A 26346-nucleotide genomic window follows, 5' to 3' on the forward strand; every position below is an offset into this window, starting at 1 on the left:
TCTATTCTTCTGACTCGATTGTTTTTTTCAATTGGATCATCAAGGGTTTTAACCAATCTATTAAGTTGCTTGTTGGGAAACCTTCTGCTTCAATTTTAGCGACCTTTAGGTAATAATCATGAGATACACTAAACGGCGATTGATTCTCTTGATCATTTGTATAGGACACATATGCTTTTTGGGCTAGGCTTTCTTCTAACCAATCAACAAAAGCAGCAATAGAGATAGCCTGGTCAGCGCTCGCATTGTAGATTCCGCTTTTTTTATTTTCGATCAACCATACGATTGCTTTAGCTGCTTCGCTTCCTTTAATAAAGCTTGTTTTAGCATCTTTTTGATAAAAGTAAATCGGCTTTTCTTGCAGTACTTTGCGGATATAAAAATGCAAACGTTCTGTATAATCGTCTGTATCTAACACGATCGGAATTCTTAATGCAACTACTGGGAAGCGGGCTTGTTGAAACAAAACTGCTTCAGCTTGTCGTTTGCCTTCTCCATAGGTAACTTCTTTCTTTGGATCTATCTGATAATTCCAGGGATCAAAATCAGTTTCGCTATAACCTGATTTTTCTCCTTCATAAACAGCTAAAGTAGAAGTTAAAAAATAATGTCGGATTTTCCCATTCAATTTTTCAAGAATCAAATCGGCATCTTCTTTTGTAAAGCAGATATTATCTAAGACCACATCCCACGTTTCTTGTTGAAGCGCCGACCATCCTTTATGATTTCCGTCTGCCCGATCAATAATGATCCGATTGACCTGATCTCCAAAGTCATCTGAGTGGATTCCGCGCGTAGCAATGGTTACTTCATAATTTTTTTCAAGCAGCAATTCAACAGCCTTTTTGCCAAAAAATCGTGTTCCGCCAAAAACGAGTATCTTTTTCATGGTTTCGCTCCTTTCTCTTTATCTTCTGTCTTACTATACCATTATTAAGAAACGGAATCACGGCTTAATCCGGTGAAAAATAGCATCTGCTTCACTGACGAATCTCTAACAGCTTTAAAAGCTTTATTGTTTGCCCCACTCTGTTTAGAGTGTTATAACTAAATTAAGCACAAAATATGAAAGCATTTGAAAGGATGATAACTATGCCATGGGACATGAATGATTACCCTGCTTCATTAAAAAATTTCGACCCTTTGCTCCGCAAAAAAACCATTGATATTGCTAATGCACTACTGGCAAATGGCTACAAAGACGATCGAGCTATCCCTATCGCTATTTCTCAAGCTAAAGAATGGATAGAAAATGCCAGTGATAAAGAAAAGAAGGAGCTAAAGAAAGAGTCAAACCCTAAAAAGAATGATTCTCATGACACTTCTAGCGCCAATCCGGATTTATTGGATAATCCTGTTGAGGTTTTTTATGATGAAGACCATTGGGCTGTCAAAACCAAAGACGCTAAACGCCCCAGCGACACTTATGATCAGAAAATAAAAGCTGTTTCGCGTGCCAAAGAAATTGCTGCAAATAAAGACACAAAAGTAATCATTTATAAAAAAGATGGAACCAAAGAAAAATAAGTTTTCAAAGCAGAAAAGTACTTCCTTGATCAGCGTTGCTGACACGCACCTAGGAAGTGCTTTTTTTGTTTTAACTGCATGAACTAGCGGCTGTCTGCTTCATGAAGTAGTAGCTGAAGAAACAGGCTCCCTAAATTTGCTGCATAAAAAATAGCACTAGAAGAAAGTTGCTCTTCTGGTGCTATTTTCTATTCTACAGGGAAATTTTCGGCTACTGAACAGCTTCGTTCGTCACGCTTGGCCGCCAAATGCCGTCTTTCATTACTTCGGCTTGTTGAGTAAATAGAGCGTCATTTTCTATTCGGTAAAGATAAACAAAAACTTCCTGAGCTACAAACTCCTTAGCCTGTTCCTGCCAGACTTCGACTGTCACAACACTGCGTTCGTATTCATTAGCTGGATGATTTGCTCCATGGTAACCTTCTAAACCGTCTAATTGAGACAAGGTTGCTTCATAATCCAGCAGTTCAAAGATTTCGCCATATACCCAATCCGTACTGAACTCTTCAACCAGAAGAGCTGGATACCCTTTATACGGCATATCATAAAGTGAGCCTTTTATGCGGGCACACTTTGGTTCAGCGGTGAGCACTTTGCCATCTAAATAACGTTTATAATTAAATTCGCCAGCTTTTAAACTGCCATAGACAAAAACTGGACGGATAACTTCTGCTTGCATCTTAGTGAATCGCTCCTCCTACTTCTTTTAAATCTTCTTTGCCGTCAAATGCGACGATTGCTTCTATTGCAGCTGTCAATCCTTTTGTCATATCAGTCAAATTCATAAACGGTTGATCCGCTTTATCTACTACTTGTTCAGGGATAAAAGGCACATGAATGAATCCGCCTTTGATTTCCGGATATTTTGTATCAATTAAATACTGAACTTGATACATGATATGATTGCAGACAAATGTTCCAGCTGTGTTAGAAACGGCTCCAGGTAAACCGGCTGCTTTAATGGCTGTTACCATTGCTTTAACAGGCAATTGAGTGAAATATGCTGCATTTCCTTCTTCTTGGATCGCTTCATCAATCGGCTGATTGCCTTCATTGTCTGGGATACGGGCATCATCAATATTGATAGCTACCCGTTCAGGAGTAAGTGCAAATCGTCCTCCTGCTTGTCCGACGTTTAAAACAACGTCTGGGTTAAATTCATCAATAGCTGCTTTAACAACTTCAGCTGCTTTGCCAAATACTGTCGGAATTTCTAATTTTTTGATTTCTGCACCTTTAATGGTATCCTCTAAACCTTTGACCGCTTCAAGAGCTGGATTGATTTCTTCGCCGCCAAATGGATCAAAACCGGTTACTAATAGTTTCATGTAATGTCGTACTCCTTTCAATTGTTCCCTACTTTATGAAATTTACCATATTTACTTTTAATTAGCAAAATTAACAGGTTTTATTTAATGAATGGTTTTATTATTATACTTTTTTTAAAATGCCCAGAAGTACATCAATACAATATGAACCACGATCATAATAATGGCAAAGGGTGCTTGTTCTTTAATAACCCCATTCGGGTTTTTCATTTCTAATAAAGCAGCTGGTAAAGCATTAAAGTTAGCAGCCATCGGTGTTAGCAACGTTCCACAAAAACCAGCAGTCAAAGCCAAAGCCCCTGCGATAACTGGATCGCCCCCTTGTGCAATAACAAAAGGCAGCCCGATTCCAGCTGTAATAACGGTAAAAGCGGCAAATCCATTTCCCATGATCATTGTAAAAATAACCATTCCTAACACATAAGCGATAACACCTAATAGCCGATTGCCTTCCGGTATAAAGGTAGAAATTCCACTTGCGATAACATCCCCAACACCTGCTGCTGTAAAAATAACGCCTAATGCTGCCAATAATTGAGGCAAAATACCCGTCGTACCGACTTGCTGGATCATCCGATCGCCTTCATCCAAAACCATTTTGGGTTTTGATTTGGTTAAGAAAATAGCAATCAGTAAGGAAACAACTGCCCCTATTCCGATTCCGACTTGTCCGCCAAGTGGTGTAAATTGTGCAATTGGAACGGCCACCACTGCTAAAGCAATAACCGGAATGAAAATTTTATTGCCTAAACGGTCACTAGCTTCTAAGGCTTTGTCTTCATCCACAGTCTTAACTTCTCCTAGACGAACTTGTTTAAACAATGTCAGTACACCCATCACCATAATCAATACGCCATCTATCATGGCTGGTATGAAGTTTCCAAAAGCAAATACGATTCCTAATAAAAGCCAGAACAATGCTGTACCAAAACGTGTTGGATGGTTTACATCTCTAAAAACTTTACTAGCTGTATAAATCAGCAATAAACCAATCACGATAAAGAAAAATTCTAATATATTCGTTACAATGGCATCCATATTGATCATCAATAAATCATTCATATTAGAGAAAAATTCTAATATATTCGTTACAATGGTATCCATGGGTTATTTTTCCTCCTTTTGCGTTGGCAAGCTGGTTTTTTTGCCGTATTTTCGTTGCAGTTTTCGGTCAAATAAAATATTTGATCCAGCTACCATCACCAACATAATCAACGCAATTGGAATAGAAGCTTGAGCAATCGCTACAGCTGATACTTTATATCCTAGAGATTCCAAAGTACCTGCAATCAATAAAACACCGGCTGCTGCAATAAAAGTATTTTGTGCAAAAAAGTTTCCGTAATTTTCAGTTGCAGCCGAACGTGCTTTGATTCGCTCGATATCTTCATCACTGATTTCGCCGTATTTTGTTTCAGCAGCTGCTTGAGTCATCGGCTCAACTAATGGACGGATAAATTGTGTGTGGCCTTGAACACGGACAGAAAAAAATCCGGCTAATTCACGAATAACCATGTATAAAGATAAAAAGCGGCCTGGTGTCAGTCCCTTCATCTTTTCTATCAACTTAACTGCCTGTTGACGCAACCCAAACCGTTCGGTTAATCCAATCATCGGTAAAGTAAGTAAAAATAACGTTACTAGTCGGTTAGAAACAAATGCATCTCCTAACAAAACTAAAAAATCTGTCAATGAGATCCCTGAAACTAAAGCAGTAGCCAATGCTGCAATCAATACGACCGCAATGGTATCAAATTTTAAAATGAAACCTACTACAATGATCAAAATCCCAATTAATTTAATGATTTCCATAAACTTCTCCTTCTTTTCTTATCTTTTTTTAATCTGTTTCCGATTATACGCACAATTAAAAAGAGATGCAACCTTAATTATGAAAAAGCTGCGTCTCTTTTTATCTTCTTATTCATTTTGGTTTTATGAGTACATTTTTTCTAAACTGACTAATTCGATACACAAACCAATCGCATTCATTGCTTGATCCAAGTCAGCTAATGCTACTGGTGTCGGCGCAAGGCGAATGCTGTTGTCCCGCGGATTTTTTCCATATGGATACGTAGCCCCTGCATTTGTTACTTTCACTCCGATTTTGTCTAAAGCAGCCACTATTTTGGTCGCACAGCCGTCTAATGTCGTAAGGTGAACAAAATAGCCTCCAGCAGGTTCCGTCCATTCGACTAATGGTTTTCCGTCAAACCGTTCATGCAATTTTTCTTTGATCAAATCAAATTTTGGTTTTAAAATTGCAGCGTGTTTGGCCATATGAGCCGCTACTTGTTCAGGATTTTGTAAGAACTTTACATGCCGCATTTGGTTTAATTTATCATAACCAATCGTTTGATACGATAGTTCATCAGCAATCAATGCAACGTTTGCTTTTGAAGCAGCTAATGCTGCAACTCCAGCTCCCGGGAACGTTATTTTAGAAGTTGAGCAAAACATCCAGACTCGATCTGCATTTCCAACTGTCTTACAAGTAGTCAATATGTTTTTTGCTGTTTCATGCACATCGGTTAAATGATGGACGAGATAAGCGTTGTCCCACAGAATAGTAAAATCTGGAGCTTTGGTTGTCATTGTTGCTAACCGATCAACCACCTCATCCGAATACGTTACACCCGTTGGATTGCTATAAGTCGGAACGCACCAAATTCCTTTTATTGCAGCATCATTGCTCACTAAACGTTCCACTTCATCCATCTTAGGCCCGTTTTCGTCCATCTCTACCGGTATCATTTCAATTCCTAAATGTTCAGTCATTGAAAAGTGACGATCGTATCCAGGACTGGGGCAAAGAAATTTCACTTTTTCTTCTGCTTGCCAAGGGTGTTCCCCCATAAAAAATTTCGTTGTTAATACCAAATACATCAGACTTAAACTAGAGTTCCCGCCGATGACGGTTTCTTCTATTCCTGCACCTAAAAGTTCAGAAAACAATTTTTTCGCCTCATAAATCCCGGTTAATTCTCCATAATTACGAATATCGATGGTTTCCTGACTGATAAAGTCTTCCGGTTTGTTTAATAAACCTAACATCGGTTCGGACAAAGCTAATTGTTCTTTACCGGGAACACCTCGCGTAATCGTTAAGTTCATAGGGCTCTTAAGATAGTGCTGGTATTCTTTTTCTAATTCAGCAATACGGTTGGTTGCTGCTTCTCTTGATAAATCCATCTTTTCAACACCTTTGCTTTTATTTAACTACTTTAGAAAAGTATAGCGGAGTTTCCAAGAGATATCAAAAATAATTTCTGCTCGTCATGTTATAAGGCGCTAATTCAAAAACGATAATAACACTCCAGCCGCTATGGCAGAACCAATCACCCCGGCTACATTGGGTCCCATGGCGTGCATCAATAGAAAATTAGCAGGGTTTGCTTTAACTCCTTCTTTTTGTACAACACGTGCGGCCATAGGGACAGCTGATACTCCGGCAGCACCGATCATTGGATTGATTTTTCCTCCTGACCATTTGTTCATGACTTTCCCCATTAAAACTCCACCTGCTGTTCCGATTGAAAATGCCACTAGACCTAAAATAATGATTTGCAATGTTTCAATCGTTAAAAAGACATCCCCGCTCGCTTTTGCACCAACGGACAATCCTAATAAAATTGTTACGATGTACATAAAAGCATTTTGCAGGGTTTCGGTTATTTTCGGTACTTGACCGCTTTCTTTCACCAGGTTTCCCAACATCAACATTCCGATCAAAGGTGTAGCTGAAGGCACCACCAAACTGACAACTAATGTCGTCACTATTGGAAAAATGATTTTTTCTTTTTTAGATACTTCGCGCAACTGTTCCATTTTTATTTTGCGTTCTTTCTTGGTCGTTAACAGCCGGATGATCGGAGGCTGAATAATCGGAATCAAAGCCATATAAGAGTAAGCAACAATAGCAATCGTAGATAATAAATGAGGGGCCAATCGGGTCGTTAAATAAATGGCGGTCGGCCCATCTGCACCCCCGATAATTCCAATCGACGCAGCTTCTTGAGGCGTCATTCCGAAAATCAATGCGCCAAAAAATGCAACAAAGATCCCAATTTGAGCAGCTCCGCCTAATAGTAGCGTTTTGGGATTAGCGATCAGCGGTCCAAAGTCTGTAGCAGCACCTAAACAAAGGAAAATCAAAGGCGGGAAGATTCCTAAATCGATTCCTTGGTAAATGTAGTACAATAAACCGCCGTTTTCTCCATTCAAGGGAGCCGACATTAAACCTGCTAAAGGCAAATTGACTAAAAGCATGCCAAAAGCAATTGGGATCAGCAGGTAGGGTTCGTACCCTTTTTGTATTGCCAAATATAGGAAAAAACAAGCTAACACCAGCATGATCAGTTCTTTGTAAGACAAATTCGCAAAACCTGAAGTTCTGAGCATTTCGTTCAGAGCATCCAACATATGAATTCCTCCAATACTTTAGAGCACCACCAAAACATCCCCGGCTTCCACAGCTTGATTTACTTGGATAGGAATACTTGAAATGATTCCGCTTTGAGGCGCCACTATTTCGTTTTCCATTTTCATCGCTTCCAAAACACACAAAACTTCGCCAGCTTTTACAGACTGTCCTTTTTTTACCGCTAGAGATAAAATCGTTCCCGGTATAGGAGCAGCTACTTCCCTATTTGAAGCTGGTTTAGCTACCGTCTCGGGACTTGCAACAGCAGACTCTGCTTCTTTGATTGTTTCTTGAGATGTGGTTGGCGTTACATCTGATGATTCAGAAAGTTCTTTAACTGAAACGTGGTAAACTTTGCCATTTACTTGAATTTCATATTGTTTCATTCCCAACACCCCTAACGAATTCTTTTGATCTCAGTTATTTGATAGCTTTTATTTTGTTGATCTTCATTAGCCAAAACCAGCGCCATTAAAGCAGCTACTAACTCTGTTTCTTCATCTTTTGCTAAAACCTGAATTCCCGCAAGTGTTGTTACTGCCGGTTCTTTTTTCCCCGTACGTTTAACCATGTAATGGATTAGTTCAATAGTGAACAGCAGAATGATCAAGGCTAAAAAAACCATGACGAGGCTGGTTATAGTGACCACGACTCCATCTATTAAAGTAAAACGCATGATGTTTCCTCCTTTACATCTTACATCACCGCAATTATTTTGATTGCCTTGTTTTCTGGTTGTTCCTTTTTACTTGCCATTGAGCTGCCCTTTACTTGGGAGTATTTCTTTTCAAGGAAAGCTTTCCCGACTTGAGGAAACATAGCATACGTTAGGACATCTTCATCTTTTTTTGCCAAATCTCCTAATTCAGCTTTTAAGCGGTCAAATTCCGGTGAAAGATGATTAGCTGCCCGATCGGTTATGACTTCTTCATTTTTGATGATCTTTTTCCGAAAAGCTTCTTTAACAGGTACCGGGCTTTGCCCATAAGAACCTCGCAAGTATTCTTTGATTTCATTTGGCACCATTTGGTATCTTTCCCCTGCCAATACATTAAAAACTGCTTGTGTTCCCACCATTTGGCTCATCGGGGTGACTAAAGGCGGGTACCCTAAATCTTCTCTGACTTTTGGTACTTCTTTTAATACCTGATCGTATTTATCAGTGGCTTTTGCTTGTTCTAACTGGCCGTACAAATTAGACAACATTCCACCTGGCACTTGGTATAATAAAGCTTTAGGGTCAACACCCATCATCTTAGGGTTCAATATGCCGGAAGCCAAATAATGGTCTCGTATCGGTTTGAAATAGTCAGCAATCTCTTCCAGCAATGCAACGTCTACTCTTGTTTTTACGTTTCCTTCATTTAAAGAAAGCACCATTGATTCAGTTGGAGGCTGGCTTGTTCCTTCTGAAAAAGGCGAAATGGCTGTATCGATTCTATCCACTCCAGCTTCCACCGCTTTAAAATAAGTCATTTGTGAAATTCCGCTGGTCGCATGAGTGTGAAGACTCAGCGGAATAGTCAGCACTTCTTTTAATCTTTTAACCAGCTTTTCAGCTGTATAAGGAGTTAGGATGCCAGCCATATCTTTAAGGCAAATGGAATCTGCCCCCATTTGCTGCAATTGATCCGCTAGTGCGGCATAGTAATCAATCGTATGGACCTCACTGATCGTATAGCAAATCGTCAACTCCGCGTGGCCGCCATGTCTCTTGACCGCTTTCAAAGAAGCCTCCAGGTTACGCGTATCATTTAAAGCATCGAAAATACGAAATACATCGATTCCGTTTTCACTAGCTTTTTCAACAAATTTGTCTACAATATCATCTGCATAATGACGATACCCCAATAGGTTTTGGCCTCTCAATAACATTTGCAGTTTTGTTTGCGGAGCTCTTTTTTTGATCTCACGCAGCCTTTCCCAGGGATCTTCATCTAAGAAACGAATAGCTGCATCAAAAGTAGCACCACCCCAACATTCGAGTGAATAATAGCCGACGCGATCCATCTTTTCAATAATGGGCAGCATTTCATCCGTCGTCATACGAGTGGCCATCAAGCTTTGATGAGCATCTCGTAAAACCGTTTCTGTAATTTCCAAGTATTTTTCTGTCATTTTAAAATCACTCCTGTTCAGAGTAAAAAAGAAGTTAGAAAGCGCACAATTTATTTCGTTTTCATGTCATACTTGATAACTTCTGAGCAATTGAAACAGTCTGGTCAGCGATCAATAATTTTTTCCAACGCTTTCAATGCTTCATCAGGTAAAACATCCATTCCATCTGCTGCGTTTTTTTCTTGTATGTGTTCTACGCGCATTTGCATGCGATCAAAAGCCAATTGTTTATAGGCTTCATCCGTGAAATCCGGTTCGTAACCTGCTACTTTTAAATAACTCATCTGCTCAATTCCGCCAAAAGACTCAAATTCTGCAGTTCCATCAACAATCGACTCAATGCTTTTCAGTGTCACAGCAGGAGTAATTTTTTTATCTAAGAAAAAGCCGGTATTCAAAATATAACACTCTATTTCTCGCTCTTCAAAAAGCTGTTTAAATTGTTGATAGTCTTCTGCCAACGGATAAACACGGAAAGGATTTGCATAAGGGACAATTACTAATTTATCCATGTCTACTCCTTCTTTTAACCGCTCAGCTGATGAACGTTTAGTAGCCAATGTCGCTCCAAAGCTCGCTGCTAAAATAGGATCTTCTACTTTAATAACGGGCGGCAAACTTTCATCTTTCATAATCCAATAAATAGCGTCAATGGGCTCATCAAACCGGTCAACACGGTTAGGAGTAGAATAACGCGATTTAACTGTACGCCCATTTCCATTACGTAAATCTTCCGTCAGCAAAACTTTTTCTCCATTTTCATCTAACGTGACGGCCACATTTTGGACTGTAACAAAATAGTCGACTTCTTCATGATCTGAAGGGTAATCTTGTGTTTTGTCAAAGTAAGCCGGTTCCAGAGCAATGGAAGACCCATCGGTTAAAGAAATAATGAAAGCATCATCATGCAAGACTTCAATTTGGTATTTATGGTTGTGTTTAGCATGCGTCAATGTAGATTTTCCAGAGCCAGATAATCCAAAGAAAGCCGAGACATAATTTGTTCCATCCGCTAATGTGAATTTCTTTTGGCCTCCATGACAAGAAGCATATCCCATCCGATGAGCTGTGCCCCATGCTAAAGTCAATGTAGCTTTTTTCAGTTCGCCGAAATAATTCATGCCCAGAATAATAGCTGCATTGTGGTCCGTATCAAAATAGGCTAAACCGAGAGGATAATCAGGATGCTGCCAGTTAGGATCAGAATAAATAAAAATGTCCCCAGCTTCAATTTCACGAGAAGCGGCATACATTTTATTGTATAAATCGTTTGTTACTTGAAAGTTTAACAGCCAAGAATATAAATTGTTTTCTTGACCTTCTGGCACTGAAAGATGGGCCTTCACCATGAATTCTGAATCTAACCCTACATAAGCAGCTGTTTTATAACGTTTTTTCAAAGACCCCTGATAAACAGCCTCTCTTACGATTACAGCTAACTTAGCGTCTTCATCTTTATTATTCCCTACGATTCTTCGGGCAGCTGCCGTTCTCCCAACCACTGCTCCTCCGTTTTCGACTAAAACTTTTGCATCTTTAGGCAAATCCAATTTTTCCGTATATTTTACTGGTAAGTCCGTTACGATGGTACCTGGCGCATCAAGCGCTAATTCGTATGCTTCATCTAGACTCGTTACATTTTTCACATTATTGCCGTACATAGAGGTCTCGATTACTGCTCGTAAAGGGGAAAAAAAAGGATTATCTTTTCTAATTTCTGACTTTTGAAACGTTTCTCTGGTTGACATGCGATCCTCTCCTTATTTCATTAGTAGTTGTCTGTTCAAAAAAAGCCGCAACAGCAATAAAGCTAACTGGTAATAAGAAAAAGCTGATTTCCTCCTTTCTTTAGATTCAACAATTAGAGCGGCATCGGTTGAAGCGCTTCCATTACTCGCTCTTATCATAGCAAACAACATCAAAAAATTGCAATAAAAAAGTACATTAAAACAACGAATCCTTTTTCATATCTTTTAAAGTCTTTCTTCTCTACGCCATACGGTCTTTCGATAGCGCTTTTGTTTGCTCTACAATAACCGGATCAAAACGACAAAAAAATCCCCAACAAACCGAAGATTGTTAGAGACTTTAGGATACCGGCGGCCGGAATCGAACCGGCACGCCCTCGCGGGCACAGGATTTTGAGTCCAGCGCGTCTACCAATTCCGCCACGCCGGCAGGATGCTGACAACAGGCAATTCATTAGATAAGGCGGTAACCGGATTTGAACCGGTGATGAAGGTTTTGCAGACCTCTGCCTTACCACTTGGCTATACCGCCATCTTTAAAATTGAGTGTTGGGTTATTCTAAAAAACTGGGCTAGCTGGATTCGAACCAACGCATAAGGGAGTCAAAGTCCCTTGCCTTACCGCTTGGCTATAGCCCATAAATGAAAAAGGCGACTGATGGGGATCGAACCCACGTATGCCGGAACCACAATCCGGTGCGTTAACCACTTCGCCACAATCGCCGTAATGTAAAAGGTTAAATATAAAAATGGCAGGGATAGTAGGAATTGAACCCACACTAATGGTTTTGGAGACCATTGTTCTACCTTTAAACTATATCCCTATCAGTTTAGATGGGTTTTAAAAAAAAATGGTGGAGGGGGGCAGATTCGAACTGCCGAACCCGAAGGAGCGGATTTACAGTCCGCCGCGTTTAGCCACTTCGCTACCCCTCCAGTTGAAAAAAATGGTGGCCTGGGACAGAATCGAACTGCCGACACCTTGAGCTTCAATCAAGTGCTCTACCAACTGAGCTACCAGGCCATAATCGAACCTTTCGGTTCCGTAATGCTTGTATTAAAAAAATGGCGGTCTCGACGGGAATCGAACCCGCGATCTTCTGCGTGACAGGCAGACATGTTAACCCCTACACCACGAGACCGTTATAAAATTGTTCAATGGAGGTTAACGGGATCGAACCGCTGACCCTCTGCTTGTAAGGCAGATGCTCTCCCAGCTGAGCTAAACCTCCTAAATGACTCATGACCCGTACGGGATTCGAACCCGTGATACCGCCGTGAAAGGGCGGTGTCTTAACCACTTGACCAACGGGCCGAAACGCAATTTTGAAACGGAGAGTAAGGGATTCGAACCCTTGAGACAGTGTGCACCGCCTACATGATTTCCAATCATGCTCCTTCGGCCGCTCGGACAACTCTCCAAGTTGGCTCTTCGACACTCTCTTTTGTGTTTCTTTTTCATAGAAATCTATGGACTCCGCAAGCAGGATTCGAACCTGCGACATCATGATTAACAGTCATGCGCTCTACCAGCTGAGCTATTGCGGAATAATGATCAATGCGCGGCAGCGTCCTACTCTCACAAAGGGAAACCCTTCACTACCATCGGCGCTAAGAAGCTTAACTGCTGTGTTCGGCATGGGAACAGGTGTGACCTTCTTGCCGTCACCACCGCACATTGGTTCATCAAGAGAACGGTGTTCTCTCAAAACTGGATAGTGTTTTTCTCTTGCAACATCGTGTCGAAACCAAGACACCGTTTAAAAAATTGGTTAAGTCCTCGACCGATTAGTATTGGTCCGCTCCATACATCGCTGTACTTCCACTTCCAACCTATCTACCTGATCATCTCTCAGGGGTCTTACTCACTTACGTGATGGGAAATCTCATCTTGAGGGGGGCTTCACGCTTAGATGCTTTCAGCGTTTATCCCGTCCACACATAGCTACCCAGCGATGCTCTTGGCAGAACAACTGGTACACCAGCGGTGTGTCCATCCCGGTCCTCTCGTACTAAGGACAGCTCCTCTCAAATTTCCTGCGCCCGCGACGGATAGGGACCGAACTGTCTCACGACGTTCTGAACCCAGCTCGCGTACCGCTTTAATGGGCGAACAGCCCAACCCTTGGGACCGACTACAGCCCCAGGATGCGATGAGCCGACATCGAGGTGCCAAACCTCCCCGTCGATGTGGACTCTTGGGGGAGATAAGCCTGTTATCCCCAGGGTAGCTTTTATCCGTTGAGCGATGGCCCTTCCATGCGGAACCACCGGATCACTAAGCCCGACTTTCGTCCCTGCTCGACTTGTAGGTCTCGCAGTCAAGCTCCCTTCTGCCTTTACACTCTACGAATGATTTCCGACCATTCTGAGGGAACCTTTGGGCGCCTCCGTTACCTTTTAGGAGGCGACCGCCCCAGTCAAACTGCCCACCTGGCATGGTCCTCTCGCCCGATGAGGGCGACGAGTTAGAAACTCCGTACATCAAGGGTGGTATCCCACCGACAGCTCCACAGAGGCTGGCGCCCCTGCTTCTCAGCTTCCCACCTATCCTGTACATGATGCACAAAGTTCCAATACCAGGCTACAGTAAAGCTCCATGGGGTCTTTCCGTCTTGTCGCGGGTAACCTGCATCTTCACAGGTATTATGATTTCACCGGGTCTCTTGCCGAGACAGCGCCCAAGTCGTTACGCCTTTCGTGCGGGTCGGAACTTACCCGACAAGGAATTTCGCTACCTTAGGACCGTTATAGTTACGGCCGCCGTTTACTGGGGCTTCAATTCTGAGCTTCGCTCGAGAGCTAACCCATCCTCTTAACCTTCCAGCACCGGGCAGGCGTCAGCCCCTATACGTCATCTTTCGATTTAGCAGAGACCTGTGTTTTTGATAAACAGTTGCTTGGGCCTATTCACTGCGGCTGACCAAATGGTCAGCACCCCTTCTCCCGAAGTTACGGGGTCATTTTGCCGAGTTCCTTAACGAGAGTTCACTCGCACACCTTAGGATTCTCTCCTCGACTACCTGTGTCGGTTTGCGGTACGGGCCGTTTGTTTCTCACTAGAAGCTTTTCTTGACAGTGTGACATCAGGAACTTCGGTACTTAATTTCCCTCCCCATCACAACTTGTCCTTAGAGAAGCAAGCATTTGACTCGCTTCAAGACTTGTTGCTTGGACGCACATATCCAACAGTGCGTATTCCTTAGCCTACTGTGTCCCTCCATTGCTCAAACAAAACAAACGGGTACAGGAATCTCAACCTGTTATCCATCGTCTACGCCTATCGGCCTCGACTTAGGTCCCGACTAACCCTGGGAGGACGAGCCTTCCCCAGGAAACCTTAGTCATTCGGTGGACGGGATTCTCACCCGTCTTTCGCTACTCATACCGGCATTCTCACTTCTAAGCGCTCCACCAGTCCTCACGGTCTAGCTTCGACGCCCTTAGAACGCTCTCCTACCATAGAACCTAAGTTCTATCCACAGCTTCGGTGTTATGTTTAGCCCCGGTAAATTTTCGGCGCAGGGTCACTCGACTAGTGAGCTATTACGCACTCTTTAAATGATGGCTGCTTCTGAGCCAACATCCTAGTTGTCTAAGCAACCCCACATCCTTTTCCACTTAACATAAACTTTGGGACCTTAGCTGGTGGTCTGGGCTGTTTCCCTCTCGACTACGGATCTTATCACTCGTAGTCTGACTCCCGGATATAAATCAATGGCATTCGGAGTTTATCTGAATTCGGTAACCCGAGAAGGGCCCCTAGTCCAAACAGTTGCTCTACCTCCATGATTCTTATTCCGAGGCTAGCCCTAAAGCTATTTCGGAGAGAACCAGCTATCTCCAAGTTCGATTGGAATTTCTCCGCTACCCACACCTCATCCCCGCATTTTTCAACATACGTGGGTTCGGTCCTCCAGTGCGTATTACCGCACCTTCAACCTGGACATGGGTAGATCACTTGGTTTCGGGTCTACGACCACATACTCATTCGCCCTATTCAGACTCGCTTTCGCTACGGCTCCGTCTCATCGACTTAACCTCGCATGGGATCGTAACTCGCCGGTTCATTCTACAAAAGGCACGCTATCACCCATTAACGGGCTCTAACTACTTGTAAGCACACGGTTTCAGGTGCTGTTTCACTCCCCTTCCGGGGTTCTTTTCACCTTTCCCTCACGGTACTGGTTCACTATCGGTCACTAGGGAGTATTTAGCCTTGGGAGATGGTCCTCCCGGATTCCGACGGAATTTCTCGTGTTCCGCCGTACTCAGGATACTGATCAGAGTGAACGGGGTTTCAGTTACGGGGCTTTTACCCTCTTTGGCGGACCTTTCCAGGTCGCTTCTCTTACACCGTTCATTTATGACTCTATGTGTTCAGTCCTACAACCCCAGAAAGCAAGCTTTCTGGTTTGGGCTTTTCCCGTTTCGCTCGCCGCTACTCAGGGAATCGAATTTTCTTTCTCTTCCTGCAGGTACTTAGATGTTTCAGTTCTCTGCGTCTACCTCTACGGACCTATGTATTCAGTCAGCAGTAACACCCTATCAAAGGTGCTGGGTTTCCCCATTCGGAAATCTCTGGATCACAGCTTACTTACAGCTCCCCAAAGCATATCGGCGTTAGTCCCGTCCTTCATCGGCTCCTAGTGCCAAGGCATCCACCGTGCGCCCTTATTAACTTAACCTATGGTCGTTGTTAATAGCGATCCAACATCAATTGATGCGAATCGTAAAAAATAAAACGCGGTTTTTACTTGGTTTCTTACTTTGTTACAATTGTTAAACACTATCCAGTTTTCAAAGAACAACATTTTTGATGCATTGAGAAGATTAGACCTCTCAAAACTGAACAAAGCCAAAACGAATGTGTGAGGTTCCGTAATATTCCTTAGAAAGGAGGTGATCCAGCCGCACCTTCCGATACGGCTACCTTGTTACGACTTCACCCCAATTATCTATCCCACCTTAGGCGGCTGGCTCCTTTGCAGGTTACCTCACCGACTTCGGGTGTTACAAACTCTCGTGGTGTGACGGGCGGTGTGTACAAGACCCGGGAACGTATTCACCGCGGCGTTCTGATCCGCGATTACTAGCGATTCCGGCTTCATGCAGGCGAGTTGCAGCCTGCAATCCGAACTGAGAATGGCTTTAAGAGATTAGCTTGACCTCGCGGTCTTGCGACTCGTTGTACCATCCATTGTAGCACGTGTGTAGCCCAGGTCATAAGGGGCATGATGATTTGACGTCATCCCCGCCTTCCTCCGTCTTGTCGACGGCAGTCTCTCTAGAGTGCCCAACTGAATGCTGGCAACTAAAGATAAGGGTTGCGCTCGTTGCGGGACTTAACCCAACATCTCACGACACGAGCTGACGACAACCATGCACCACCTGTCACTTTGTCCCCGAAGGGAAAGCTCTATCTCTAGAGTGGTCAAAGGATGTCAAGACCTGGTAAGGTTCTTCGCGTTGCTTCGAATTAAACCACATGCTCCACCGCTTGTGCGGGTCCCCGTCAATTCCTTTGAGTTTCAGCCTTGCGGCCGTACTCCCCAGGCGGAGTGCTTAATGCGTTAGCTGCAGCACTGAGGGGCGGAAACCCCCCAACACTTAGCACTCATCGTTTACGGCGTGGACTACCAGGGTATCTAATCCTGTTTGCTCCCCACGCTTTCGAGCCTCAGCGTCAGTTACAGACCAGAGAGTCGCCTTCGCCACTGGTGTTCCTCCACATATCTACGCATTTCACCGCTACACGTGGAATTCCACTCTCCTCTTCTGCACTCAAGTTCCCCAGTTTCCAATGACCTTCCCCAGTTGAGCTGGGGGCTTTCACATCAGACTTAAAGAACCGCCTGCGCTCGCTTTACGCCCAATAAATCCGGACAACGCTTGCCACCTACGTATTACCGCGGCTGCTGGCACGTAGTTAGCCGTGGCTTTCTGGTTAGATACCGTCAGGGGATGAGCAGTTACTCTCATCCTTGTTCTTCTCTAACAACAGAGTTTTACGATCCGAAAACCTTCTTCACTCACGCGGCATTGCTCCGTCAGACTTTCGTCCATTGCGGAAGATTCCCTACTGCTGCCTCCCGTAGGAGTCTGGGCCGTGTCTCAGTCCCAGTGTGGCCGATCACCCTCTCAGGTCGGCTACGTATCATTGCCTTGGTGAGCCATTACCTCACCAACTAGCTAATACGCCGCGGGTCCATCCATAAGCGGTAGCCGAAGCCACCTTTCATCCAACGATCAGGAGATCACTGGAATTATGCGGTATTAGCAGCCGTTTCCGGCTGTTATCCCCCACTTATGGGCAGGTTACCCACGTGTTACTCACCCGTCCGCCACTCTTCTTCTCTGGTGGGTGCAAGCACCCGGTAGAAAAGAAGCGTTCGACTTGCATGTATTAGGCATGCCGCCAGCGTTCGTCCTGAGCCAGGATCAAACTCTCATAAAAGTTGGCTTTGTCCGTTAGGACTTCACCCTTTTAATGATGCTTGAAGCTCATTAATTGACTTGCTAGCGAAATTTCTTTCACTTTGTTTCTGTTGATTTAACCCTTGGTTAAACCACCTTACACATTTGGTTCGTTTTGCTTTGTTCAGTTTTCAAAGGTCTAATTTGTGTTCGCTGCCGTTGTTTTGGCAACTTCTATATCATAACAAGTTCTTTTTTATTTGTCAACTACTAATTTGACTATTTTTTAATTTTTTGAATATTTATTCAATCAACTAAAAACATTATTGGAACTCGCTACCTATATACAATACCATTGGTTAGGTATTTATGTCAACACTTTTTTTAAATAAATATATATAATGAATATTTATTCACTGTTTTCGCATCCGCATTGTTTGCTGACGACTTATAATACTTTACACTGGAACGATTAACTTGTCAATTGCTTTTTTACTTATTTTTAGAATCATTTGTTTCATACTTATAAGAACAAGTTGATCCTAGCAAAAATTAACTTTAACTGTCTTAGCTATACCTGACCTTAGCAAGCTATAAGTGCCTTCTTACGTTCATTCAGAAAGACCTCTTTCATCTATCCCCTTTCAGGATTTGCTAGATGCACAACTAATAAAACGTTGATCAATTTGCAGTCCAACGTTTTATACTACTTAAATCATTTCAAGTAAATCATTCAATGCCTCGCTCATAGTAGGATGGGTATAAATTCCATCACGTAAGTTCTTATAGGATATATTTTCATTGATTGCTAAAGCAATCAAGTTGATCATTTCATGGGCTTCATGACTGAAGAAACGTGCACCTAAGATAAAATCAGTCTCTACCTCAACTAAGACCTTTAAAAAGCCACTTGTTTCACGCAATACTTGAGCTTTTGGCACAGAGGAAACAGACATTTTAGCCGCTTTATAATTTTTTCCAGCTTCAGTTGCTTCTTTTTCATTTAAACCTACGCGTGCAAATGTCGGATCCACAAAGGTTGCTGTCGGATAAACACGACGCGTTTCTAAATTGTAGTTAGATTCTTGGCCTAGTAATTGAGGTAAAACAATGCGGTAGTCATCCAATGAAATATAAGTGAATTGAGGACCGCCTTTAACGTCGCCAACTGCCCAAATGTGTTCAACAGAAGATTGTAGGTTCTTGTTGACTTTAATTTCGCCACGTTCGCCAAGTACTACACTAGCCTTTTCAACATCTAATTTACTTGTATTAGGAATACGACCAGTAGCAACTAGGATTTCGTTTAATTCAGCCATTTTCACTTCACCATTTTGTTCAACTGTTAGACGTACGCCAGTATCCGTATCTTCAACACTTTTAGCTTGGGCATTAAATTCAAAGGTTACACCTAATTCCTCTAACCTATCCAAAACAGCTTTTGCATCATCAGTGTCTTCACGCGACAAAAATGAATCATCAAATTGATAGACCGTTACTTCAGAACCGAATTCAGCAAAATAAGAAGCAAACTCTAACCCAATTGGACCAGCTCCAATAATACCTAATTTTTGTGGCAAATCAGTTAATTCTAAAATTTCTTCGCTTGTGTAAATATGCTGACTGCTTTGACTATTTTCGATTTCTGGAATAAAAGCAGTCGAACCAGTACCAATGACGATCTTAGCAGCAGTCACTTGTAAGGTTTCAGTTTCTGTATCTACTAATAGTGTATGATCATCTTTAAAGTGAGCAAATCCGTCCAATACGGTTGCATTGTCTAAATCAGCAACTTTATGGTAATTTTTTTTGTTCAATTTAGTCACTAATTCAGTTTTGTAATCCATCGCTTGTTTGAAGAATCGCTTGTTGGTTTCAGCGGTTCGTTCAATCCCAAACGCTGATAATTGTTCAATGATTTTTGCGCTGTGGGTCAACGATTTAGTCGGTAAGCAACCAACGTTAATGCAGGTTCCGCCATACATTTCAGTTGATTCTTCAATTATAATGACGGATTGCCCTTTTTTAGCTAAAGCACCTGCTAATGTTTTCCCTGCTTTTCCGAAACCAATAATAGCTACATCTGTAGTATATTTGTTCATTTTTTAATACTCCTCTCGTAATGATTTCTGATAAGCGTAAAGATGCGTCTTTCTTTACTTTGTCAGAAACGACTGCTTTTAAATTAATTGAAATAGTATTATCTCCTTGGTCAAATCCTTTACCCATAAAAATTTGACGAACAAACCCTAATTTAACTGTAACTCTAGTAATCTTTATATACAAATAGAAACCCTTCACTTAAAAAAAGTGAAGGGTTTCTATTTGGTTCTCTTCTATATAGTTAGAATTTAGCATCGAACCATTTGGTTTTGATTTCATTAAATCTGACTGCTTGGATTAACAAAAGAAAATTCGACCATGTCAAAACGATGCCGTACTTTCGAAAATTCAAAAGGCGTGCCGCTTTCCAAAAACATTACTTTGGTCACTTCCAAAACCGGTTCGTCAACAGCACAATTCAAATATTTTTTATCGTATTCATTAGGTTGTGCTGCCTTGATCGTTTGTCGGTTTCCTCCAAAGACTAACCCAAGCTCTTTTTGGATATAATCATAAACAGAATGGTTGAGAATATCGGTTGTCAAACCAGAGACAATTTCAACAGGAATAATCGTATACTCAATTGAATAAGGCTTAGCATTTAATATTCTTAACCGCTTAATTTCATAAACTGGATTTTCAGGTTTTAAAAAAAGCTGCCCGCTTTCCTCTTCATTTGGAAAACGTACGCCAAAAGCTAAAATTTCATTGGTTAATTCTACGCTTTCATCAATTTGGTGAGTAAGCCCCATATTTTGTCCAATTTTAACTCCAGATTCTGATAATTGGAATGCATTTTTCTTTATATACGTTCCCGACCCTTGAATCGTATAAATAAACCCTTCAACGTACAAGACATCTAAAGCTTTTTTTATTGTTACACGACTAGTTTCAAACTCCAATGCCAATGTTTTTTGGTCTGGCAGAACTTCTTTTGCTGAGTAATAACCTTGTTGGATCCTTTTACGTAATTCATTTGCTACCTTTTTATATTTTGCCAGCATCTCTTTCACCGCCTGCTTAACGAGTCTATCGAGCTTTTTTAATACGCTCATTTATAGATGCTAGTATATCATAGTTTCTGCTCGTTTTTTTTATAAAACTTGTTTTCTATTTGTAATCTGGTTCCTCTTCCATGTCTATGGAACGGTTTTTGATTATTTCTTTATACCAAAATCCTGATTGTTTTAAAGAACGATCGCGGTTATTTTCCAAATCAATGCTGACCAATCCATAACGGTTTTTAAACGCATTCATCGGTGATACACAATCCGTAAAAGCCCATAGCATATAGCCCTTACAATTCGATCCCGCAGCAGTTACTTCCAATAAAGCAGCTAAGTGATCTCTAATAAATTCAATCCGATAGGTATCTTGTATCACACCTTTTTCATCTTTGAATCGTTCTTCATTTTCAATGCCCATTCCGTTTTCAGTAATCAGCCAAGGAATATTGCCGTACTCATTTTTAATCCGCATTCCCATATCATAGACCAATTCCGGAAAAATCTCCCACCCTCTGGACTTATTCATTTTACGGCCTGGCAATTCAAACGGTTCAAAATAATAAGCCGGATGAAAAGGAGTCGCTTCGTTCCATTGGTAACTCGGTGCCTTTACACGATGCGGATAATATAAATTGATCCCCAAATAATCAACCGTATTTTCTTTAATGATGCGCATTTCCGCTTCAGTAGAATCAAACGCAATATTGTGTTGTTCTAACAGCGGGAAAAGTTCCGCTGGATAAGTACCTTTGACCAAAGGATCTAAAAATATACGATTATAAAACAAATCATACATTTCGCCTGCTTTTTGATCCGCTTCTGATGAAGAACGCGGGTACGTAACTTCTGGGTTTAAAACGATCCCAATTTGTCCTTTGTATTGTTTTCGGTGGTAAAGTTCCACCACTTTCGCTGTTGCCAAAACTTTGTGGTAGTTCCATTGCATCCATTTTTTTGTGTCTTGTTCATGCGGGTAGCGAATCGCATCTAAATAAACACGGGTTTGGATGACGATCGGTTCGTTAAAGGTAAACCAGTAATTCACACGATCGGCATAACGATCAAATACGATCTCAGCATATTGTGTGAATAGATCGACTACTTTCTTAGAACTCCAACCATCGTATTTATCTTGTAAAAAAGCTGGCAATTCATAATGTTCTAAGCACAACATAGGTTCTACGCCTGCCGCAATCAATGCATCTATCACACGATCGACATAACCGGCATAGTCTTCATCGACTTCAAGTGTTTCATAGTCTGTAAAAAAGCGTGCCCAATTAATGGATGTCCGAAAATGGGTTAACCCGACTTCTTTCATTAAATCGATGTCTTCTTGATAGCGTTCATAAAAGTTAGTAGCTACGCCGGGCCCATATCCTTCATGCCAAACATGGCGTTCATTTTTGTACCACGTATCTAAGTAGGAATCTTGTCCCTCTTTTTTGCCTTTCCAGCCTTCCGTTTGCCAAGCGGATGAAGCTGCTCCTATAATAAAATCTTGCGGGATAGTTTTAATCACAAAAATCACTCTCTTTCTTTTTTATTCATTTAGTTACTCTATTTTTTAAAACCGAACAAAACGAAATTTTTAAAACTAAGCTGCTTGACGGTTATTTGCAATTTTTACAAAGGGCAAATAAATCACTATCGATACAACAATACAAATCAGTTGCGTTACAACCGCTCCGATACTGCCAGCTGTAGCGAGATATGCACTAATGATTGGCGGAGTAGTCCAAGGAATCATAACGACTGCTTTGCCGGCAAAGCCAATGGCTGTTGCAAAATAACCAATCATGCCTGTAATCAACGGAGTAATAATAAAGGGAATGGCTAAAATTGGATTCAACATGATCGGCATCCCAAAAATGACTGGTTCGTTGATATTAAAAAGCCCGGGACCAAAAGATAATTTGGCGATTTCTTTCATATCATCGCGTTTTCCAACTAAGAAGATAGCGACTAATAAACCAATCGTTACACCAGATCCGCCAATGCTCATATACATATCCCAAAATGGCATAGTGATAATATTAGGAATTTCTTTTCCGGCATTAAACGCATCTGTATTTACAGCAATAGAAGCAAGTAAAAGCGGTTCTCGGATTGGTTTGATCATTTGATTGCCATGGATTCCGATAACCCAAAATACTTGCGAAACAAACATCAGCAACAAAATACCTGGTAGACCTTGCATAACATTTTCTAACGGTCGTTGAATGATCGTATAGATGATATCGTATAAGTACATCCCAGTAAGTCGATAAACTGCAAACCCTACTGTCGCGATCAATGTAAATGTAAGGATAGTCGGGATCAATGCTGAAAAGCTGCGGGAGACATTTGGCGGGACCGTATCCGGCATTTTAATCGTCAGCTTTTCTTGTTTTCCTAGCCATGTAAACAGTTCGACGGATAAAATGGCAATAAACATTCCCAGAAACAACCCTTTTGTATCTGTATATTGTCTAGCTAAAACATCTGGAACGACTTGTAATTTTTCATTGACCATTAATTCTACTGTAGTTGGATTAACGGAAATGTAACTGATCACGGCTAATAGCCCAGGAAAGAAACCCTTGACCTTATTCAATTTTCCGACTTCAAGTCCAATTAAAAAAACAGCACTAATGGTCAGCATATTCATCGTTGCATAATTGATGGATTGAGCAATTGGTTTTAATTCTGCTAAAAAGGATAAAGCATCAAATTTGGCTAATCCCATCGTTGAATCAAATACCATATTAGAAAACAGGGTTGCAAAGGCTCCAGTAATAATGACTGGTATCAAAGCCGTAAAGGCATTTTTGATGGCGATAATGTATTTATAGCTGTTAATTTTATTGGCAAAATTTCCTAGTTTCTCAATCCATTTATTTTTGTCCACTTAAGTTACTCTCCTTTGTACTGATGGTATTTTAATAATGTAGCCCGTTCTAAAGCTGGTTCTCTTAATTGTTTAGCTGTGCTCCTTCCTATTTATTCGTTTACATCTACATTGTAAACCTTTACATTTTAGTTGTAAAGCCAAAACTTATATTTGTATATACAAATATAAAAAAGAGAATAAAAAACGACTGCTAAAATTTTACTTTTAGCAGTCGCTTTTATTGAATATAGCATTTTTACTGAATAGACAAAACTCCAATAAAACAATTAGCAGGATCATACTGCTTTTTCAGTTCTTTTAATTTTTTCAGATTAGCTGGTTTGTACATCATTTCTAGCTCATTTAACTGGCCTATACCTAAAAAGTTGATATCTATTCCATTAGCGTATTTTCTTAACTGTTCCCACTTATCTTTCCAGTCCTCATTAGCTAGAAGAGCTTCTTCTGCCGAACCAAACGCTTTTCGCATGATCACCAAATAGTTGTTTTCTCGTTGCGAGTACGCCATGGCTTCATTTGATACTCTTCCAAAGTAACCGCCTAATACTTTTACTTGAGTAACCAGCTGAGGGTCGCCTGTGGTTACCAATTCTTGATTTAATTCACTTATTAGTTCATCAGGTAATTCATTTGTATAAAAGTTAAGCATTAACGTATTGCCGCTTGGATCAATAGGTGGAAATAATTTAATATAAGGAACAAAATCAACTTCGTCAAAAAGGAAACCGGAATATTTTTTTAATTCTTTAATCATTTGGTTGCCAGCAGCAGGGCTTCCTTTAATACATACCATTAATGCAATCACCAATTGACCTTTGTATTGTTCCGGCATTTGGCTAGTGAATGGGGCAGTCGTAAAGGATAACGTTCCATTTAACTCATCAGGAGCATGCAAAATATAGTCAGTCAATTGCTGGATCAGTTGCGGATCATACTGGTAAAATAAATTGCCGGCTAAGACAGTCCCTCCTGGATGTGCTTCAAATACAAATTCAGTTACCACGCCAAAATTTCCTGCTCCGCCTCGAATGGCCCAGAATAAATCCGAGTGTTCCGTTTCAGAAGCTACCAGAATTTTCCCTGTTGCATCCACGACCCGAACTTTCCGTATACGCCCTGTTGTCACCCCATATTTTCTAATAAAAAATCCCATTCCGCTTCCTTGGGCATTGCCGCCAACCCCTACGCCGCCCATGTCTCCAGAAGTGATGGCTAAATCATAAGGCACCAGAGCTTCGCCCACTTTAAACCAGTTTGCACCACCGCCCACGGTTACCAAATTAGTCGATCCATCAACTTCTACTTGATCCAAACTAGAAATGTCGATTACTATTTCTTCATCTCCCGCACTGAATCCCGCTGCGCTATGTCCAGTACATTTCACAGTAAATGCCAATTCCTGCTCTCGGCAATAACGAATCGTTTGAACTACATCTGCTTCGTTAAGGCACTTCACAATTGCCAGCGGATGCGGATCGAAAACAGTATTTTTTACCATTCTTAAATTTTCATACTTTTTATTCGTCTCGGTGTACACTTCACCATTCACTACAGCTGCTAAATATTCTTCATCAAACGTTTTCATTTCATTTTCTCCTCCTAAATCATATTGCTTTCTAATGGGTTCCAATCGCTCAATTCTCTTCATGTTCCATTGTAAAGTAAAATAATACGAACACAAAACATAACGTTTCCCAATTTTTGATGAGGCGTCTCAGCGTTTTCCTCAAATCAAGAAGCAAACCTTATTTAAAACTAACTGATTTAGAAACTTCAAGCGACTAGAATTATAAGCATTATTAAAAACCAAAAATGTGCATTGAAGGCAGTGGACATTAGGAATTGAGGATTGATCGAGTTAATTAAAAAGAAAACAAAAAGTCGGCTGGTCCTTCACTCTATCTTTAAATTACTTCTAACGCTCTCCAAAAATTTCTTTGCAGCATTTGAATGAATCTGATTCTTCTTCCAAACGATCGTCAATTTTGCTTCTAGACTTGGTTCTAAAGGACGAAAACAAAGATCACTCTCTCCAGTGGTATTTATCAGACCATCCAAACACAACGCATAACCAACTCCTTCGCTTACCAACAAAGACGCATTATAAAGTAAGTTGTATGTTGCGACTATGTTATACTGCTCCAAATTATTGCCTAGCCAGTTTGATAATTCATTGGCTACATGTGTTTGACGAGACACGATCAACGGTAATCCCTTCAAATCACTTGAAACGATAACATCTTTCTTTGCTAAAGAACTGCTGTCTTGCATCAAAAGTCCCCATATATCTCTATCAGGCAAGCGGATAGCATCATATTTTTGTTTATCTGCAGGATCGATCACAATCCCGAAATCTAATAACCCATTATCTAATTTTTCCGCCAATTCGTCCGCATTGCCGCTATATAGATGAATACGAACTTCAGGATACTCATCCATTAACTCTTTGCTTATTTTGGCGATCAGCCTCATTGCCTTACTTTCACCGCCACCGATATAAATATCGCCGCTAACAACTTCTGCTTCTTTAAGGTTTAAAGTTGTTTTATCTACCAAGGACAAAATCTCTTTTGCTCGATTAACTAAATATACTCCTTCTTCTGTCAAACTTATTTTTCTGTTGCCGCGAATAAATAAAATAATGCCTAACTCTTCTTCCAGTTCCTTAAGCTGTCTGGAAAGTGTCGGTTGGGAAAGATGCAACAACTGAGCTGCTGCTGAAATACTCTCCTCTTGTGCAACAGCTAAAAAATAGCGCAAGACACGAATTTCCATACATTTT

The 26346-nt window shown here is 41.2% G+C and carries 18 protein-coding genes, 12 tRNA genes and 3 rRNA genes; 1 reads left to right on the top strand and 32 read right to left on the bottom strand.

The window, feature by feature from the left end; genetic code table 11:
* Position 1 precedes the first annotated feature (1 nt).
* The gene (locus JHE06_RS06750; protein ID WP_058918672.1) at positions 2 to 889 is read right to left on the bottom strand and encodes an NAD-dependent epimerase/dehydratase family protein; all 888 of its coding nucleotides are present in this window, start codon (positions 887 to 889) and stop codon (positions 2 to 4) included.
* A gap of 203 nt (positions 890 to 1092) precedes the next feature.
* Here JHE06_RS06750 and JHE06_RS06755 point away from each other — a divergent pair, with 203 nt between their 5' ends.
* Positions 1093 to 1527, top strand: coding sequence for a DUF2188 domain-containing protein (locus JHE06_RS06755; RefSeq protein WP_201088300.1), 435 nt, complete (start codon positions 1093 to 1095; stop codon positions 1525 to 1527).
* Between the two features lie 211 nt (positions 1528 to 1738).
* Here the strand turns inward: JHE06_RS06755 and JHE06_RS06760 are convergent, their stop codons facing one another.
* The 31 genes from JHE06_RS06760 to JHE06_RS06910 form a co-directional block, all read right to left on the bottom strand.
* The gene (locus JHE06_RS06760; RefSeq protein WP_058918674.1) at positions 1739 to 2206 is read right to left on the bottom strand and encodes a gamma-glutamylcyclotransferase family protein; all 468 of its coding nucleotides are present in this window, start codon (positions 2204 to 2206) and stop codon (positions 1739 to 1741) included.
* Between the two features lies 1 nt (position 2207).
* A complete protein-coding gene (pcp, locus tag JHE06_RS06765; protein ID WP_201088301.1) occupies positions 2208 to 2855 on the bottom strand; it encodes a pyroglutamyl-peptidase I in 648 nt (215 codons plus the stop codon).
* Positions 2856 to 2969: 114 nt separating this feature from the next.
* Entirely contained in the window at positions 2970 to 3893 is a 924-nt protein-coding gene (locus JHE06_RS06770; RefSeq protein ID WP_058918676.1) for a DUF979 domain-containing protein, read from the bottom strand.
* A gap of 69 nt (positions 3894 to 3962) precedes the next feature.
* A complete protein-coding gene (locus JHE06_RS06775; protein WP_058918677.1) occupies positions 3963 to 4667 on the bottom strand; it encodes a DUF969 domain-containing protein in 705 nt (234 codons plus the stop codon).
* A 123-nt stretch (positions 4668 to 4790) separates the two neighbouring features.
* Positions 4791 to 6047 (bottom strand): aminotransferase class I/II-fold pyridoxal phosphate-dependent enzyme, encoded by a 1257-nt coding sequence (locus JHE06_RS06780; protein ID WP_058918678.1) that lies wholly within the window; start codon positions 6045 to 6047, stop codon positions 4791 to 4793.
* Between the two features lie 99 nt (positions 6048 to 6146).
* Positions 6147 to 7277 (bottom strand): sodium ion-translocating decarboxylase subunit beta, encoded by a 1131-nt coding sequence (locus JHE06_RS06785; protein ID WP_201088302.1) that lies wholly within the window; start codon positions 7275 to 7277, stop codon positions 6147 to 6149.
* Between the two features lie 18 nt (positions 7278 to 7295).
* Positions 7296 to 7664 (bottom strand): biotin/lipoyl-containing protein, encoded by a 369-nt coding sequence (locus JHE06_RS06790; protein WP_058918680.1) that lies wholly within the window; start codon positions 7662 to 7664, stop codon positions 7296 to 7298.
* Positions 7665 to 7675: 11 nt separating this feature from the next.
* Positions 7676 to 7954, bottom strand: coding sequence for an OadG family protein (locus JHE06_RS06795; protein ID WP_201088303.1), 279 nt, complete (start codon positions 7952 to 7954; stop codon positions 7676 to 7678).
* 20 nt (positions 7955 to 7974) lie between these two features.
* Positions 7975 to 9396 (bottom strand): oxaloacetate decarboxylase subunit alpha, encoded by a 1422-nt coding sequence (locus JHE06_RS06800; protein WP_201088304.1) that lies wholly within the window; start codon positions 9394 to 9396, stop codon positions 7975 to 7977.
* Positions 9397 to 9500: 104 nt separating this feature from the next.
* Positions 9501 to 11144, bottom strand: a complete 1644-nt coding sequence (locus JHE06_RS06805; RefSeq protein ID WP_201088305.1) for a phosphoenolpyruvate carboxykinase (ATP) — start codon at positions 11142 to 11144, stop codon at positions 9501 to 9503.
* 346 nt (positions 11145 to 11490) lie between these two features.
* Positions 11491 to 11574 (bottom strand) — tRNA-Leu (locus JHE06_RS06810).
* A 31-nt stretch (positions 11575 to 11605) separates the two neighbouring features.
* Positions 11606 to 11676, bottom strand: a tRNA-Cys gene (locus JHE06_RS06815).
* A gap of 35 nt (positions 11677 to 11711) precedes the next feature.
* Positions 11712 to 11783 (bottom strand) — tRNA-Gln (locus tag JHE06_RS06820).
* An 11-nt stretch (positions 11784 to 11794) separates the two neighbouring features.
* A tRNA-His gene (locus JHE06_RS06825) sits at positions 11795 to 11867 on the bottom strand.
* A 27-nt stretch (positions 11868 to 11894) separates the two neighbouring features.
* Positions 11895 to 11968 (bottom strand) — tRNA-Trp (locus JHE06_RS06830).
* A gap of 28 nt (positions 11969 to 11996) precedes the next feature.
* A tRNA-Tyr gene (locus tag JHE06_RS06835) sits at positions 11997 to 12080 on the bottom strand.
* Between the two features lie 12 nt (positions 12081 to 12092).
* Positions 12093 to 12168, bottom strand: a tRNA-Phe gene (locus JHE06_RS06840).
* Between the two features lie 42 nt (positions 12169 to 12210).
* Positions 12211 to 12286, bottom strand: a tRNA-Asp gene (locus JHE06_RS06845).
* 17 nt (positions 12287 to 12303) lie between these two features.
* A tRNA-Val gene (locus tag JHE06_RS06850) sits at positions 12304 to 12376 on the bottom strand.
* 11 nt (positions 12377 to 12387) lie between these two features.
* Positions 12388 to 12459 (bottom strand) — tRNA-Glu (locus JHE06_RS06855).
* Positions 12460 to 12476: 17 nt separating this feature from the next.
* Positions 12477 to 12565: transfer RNA gene (locus JHE06_RS06860), tRNA-Ser, on the bottom strand.
* 54 nt (positions 12566 to 12619) lie between these two features.
* Positions 12620 to 12692, bottom strand: a tRNA-Asn gene (locus JHE06_RS06865).
* Between the two features lie 12 nt (positions 12693 to 12704).
* Positions 12705 to 12820: ribosomal RNA gene (gene rrf / locus JHE06_RS06870) — 5S ribosomal RNA — on the bottom strand.
* A gap of 92 nt (positions 12821 to 12912) precedes the next feature.
* Positions 12913 to 15832, bottom strand: a 23S ribosomal RNA gene (locus JHE06_RS06875).
* A gap of 207 nt (positions 15833 to 16039) precedes the next feature.
* Positions 16040 to 17601, bottom strand: a 16S ribosomal RNA gene (locus tag JHE06_RS06880).
* Together the 16S, 23S and 5S rRNA genes with 12 tRNA genes alongside form the textbook arrangement of a ribosomal RNA operon.
* 670 nt (positions 17602 to 18271) lie before the next feature.
* A complete protein-coding gene (locus JHE06_RS06885) occupies positions 18272 to 19663 on the bottom strand; it encodes a dihydrolipoyl dehydrogenase family protein (RefSeq protein ID WP_201088306.1) in 1392 nt (463 codons plus the stop codon).
* 279 nt (positions 19664 to 19942) lie between these two features.
* Entirely contained in the window at positions 19943 to 20668 is a 726-nt protein-coding gene (locus tag JHE06_RS06890) for a GntR family transcriptional regulator (RefSeq protein WP_236253476.1), read from the bottom strand.
* Positions 20669 to 20774: 106 nt separating this feature from the next.
* Positions 20775 to 22190 carry a glycoside hydrolase family 1 protein gene (locus tag JHE06_RS06895; protein ID WP_376821384.1) on the bottom strand — a complete coding sequence of 472 codons (1416 nt, stop codon included), beginning with the start codon at positions 22188 to 22190 and terminating at the stop codon, positions 20775 to 20777.
* A 78-nt stretch (positions 22191 to 22268) separates the two neighbouring features.
* Positions 22269 to 23561: a PTS sugar transporter subunit IIC gene (locus tag JHE06_RS06900; RefSeq protein WP_058918687.1), complete on the bottom strand. Its 1293-nt coding sequence runs from the start codon at positions 23559 to 23561 to the stop codon at positions 22269 to 22271.
* A 238-nt stretch (positions 23562 to 23799) separates the two neighbouring features.
* Positions 23800 to 25149, bottom strand: a complete 1350-nt coding sequence (locus JHE06_RS06905) for an FAD-binding oxidoreductase (protein ID WP_058918688.1) — start codon at positions 25147 to 25149, stop codon at positions 23800 to 23802.
* A gap of 308 nt (positions 25150 to 25457) precedes the next feature.
* Positions 25458 to 26339, bottom strand: coding sequence for a LysR family transcriptional regulator (locus JHE06_RS06910; protein WP_201088307.1), 882 nt, complete (start codon positions 26337 to 26339; stop codon positions 25458 to 25460).
* Between the last annotated feature and the right edge of the window lie 7 nt (positions 26340 to 26346).

The organism is Carnobacterium sp. CS13 (genome assembly GCF_016653495.1).
GTDB lineage: Bacteria > Bacillota > Bacilli > Lactobacillales > Carnobacteriaceae > Carnobacterium_A > Carnobacterium_A antarcticum.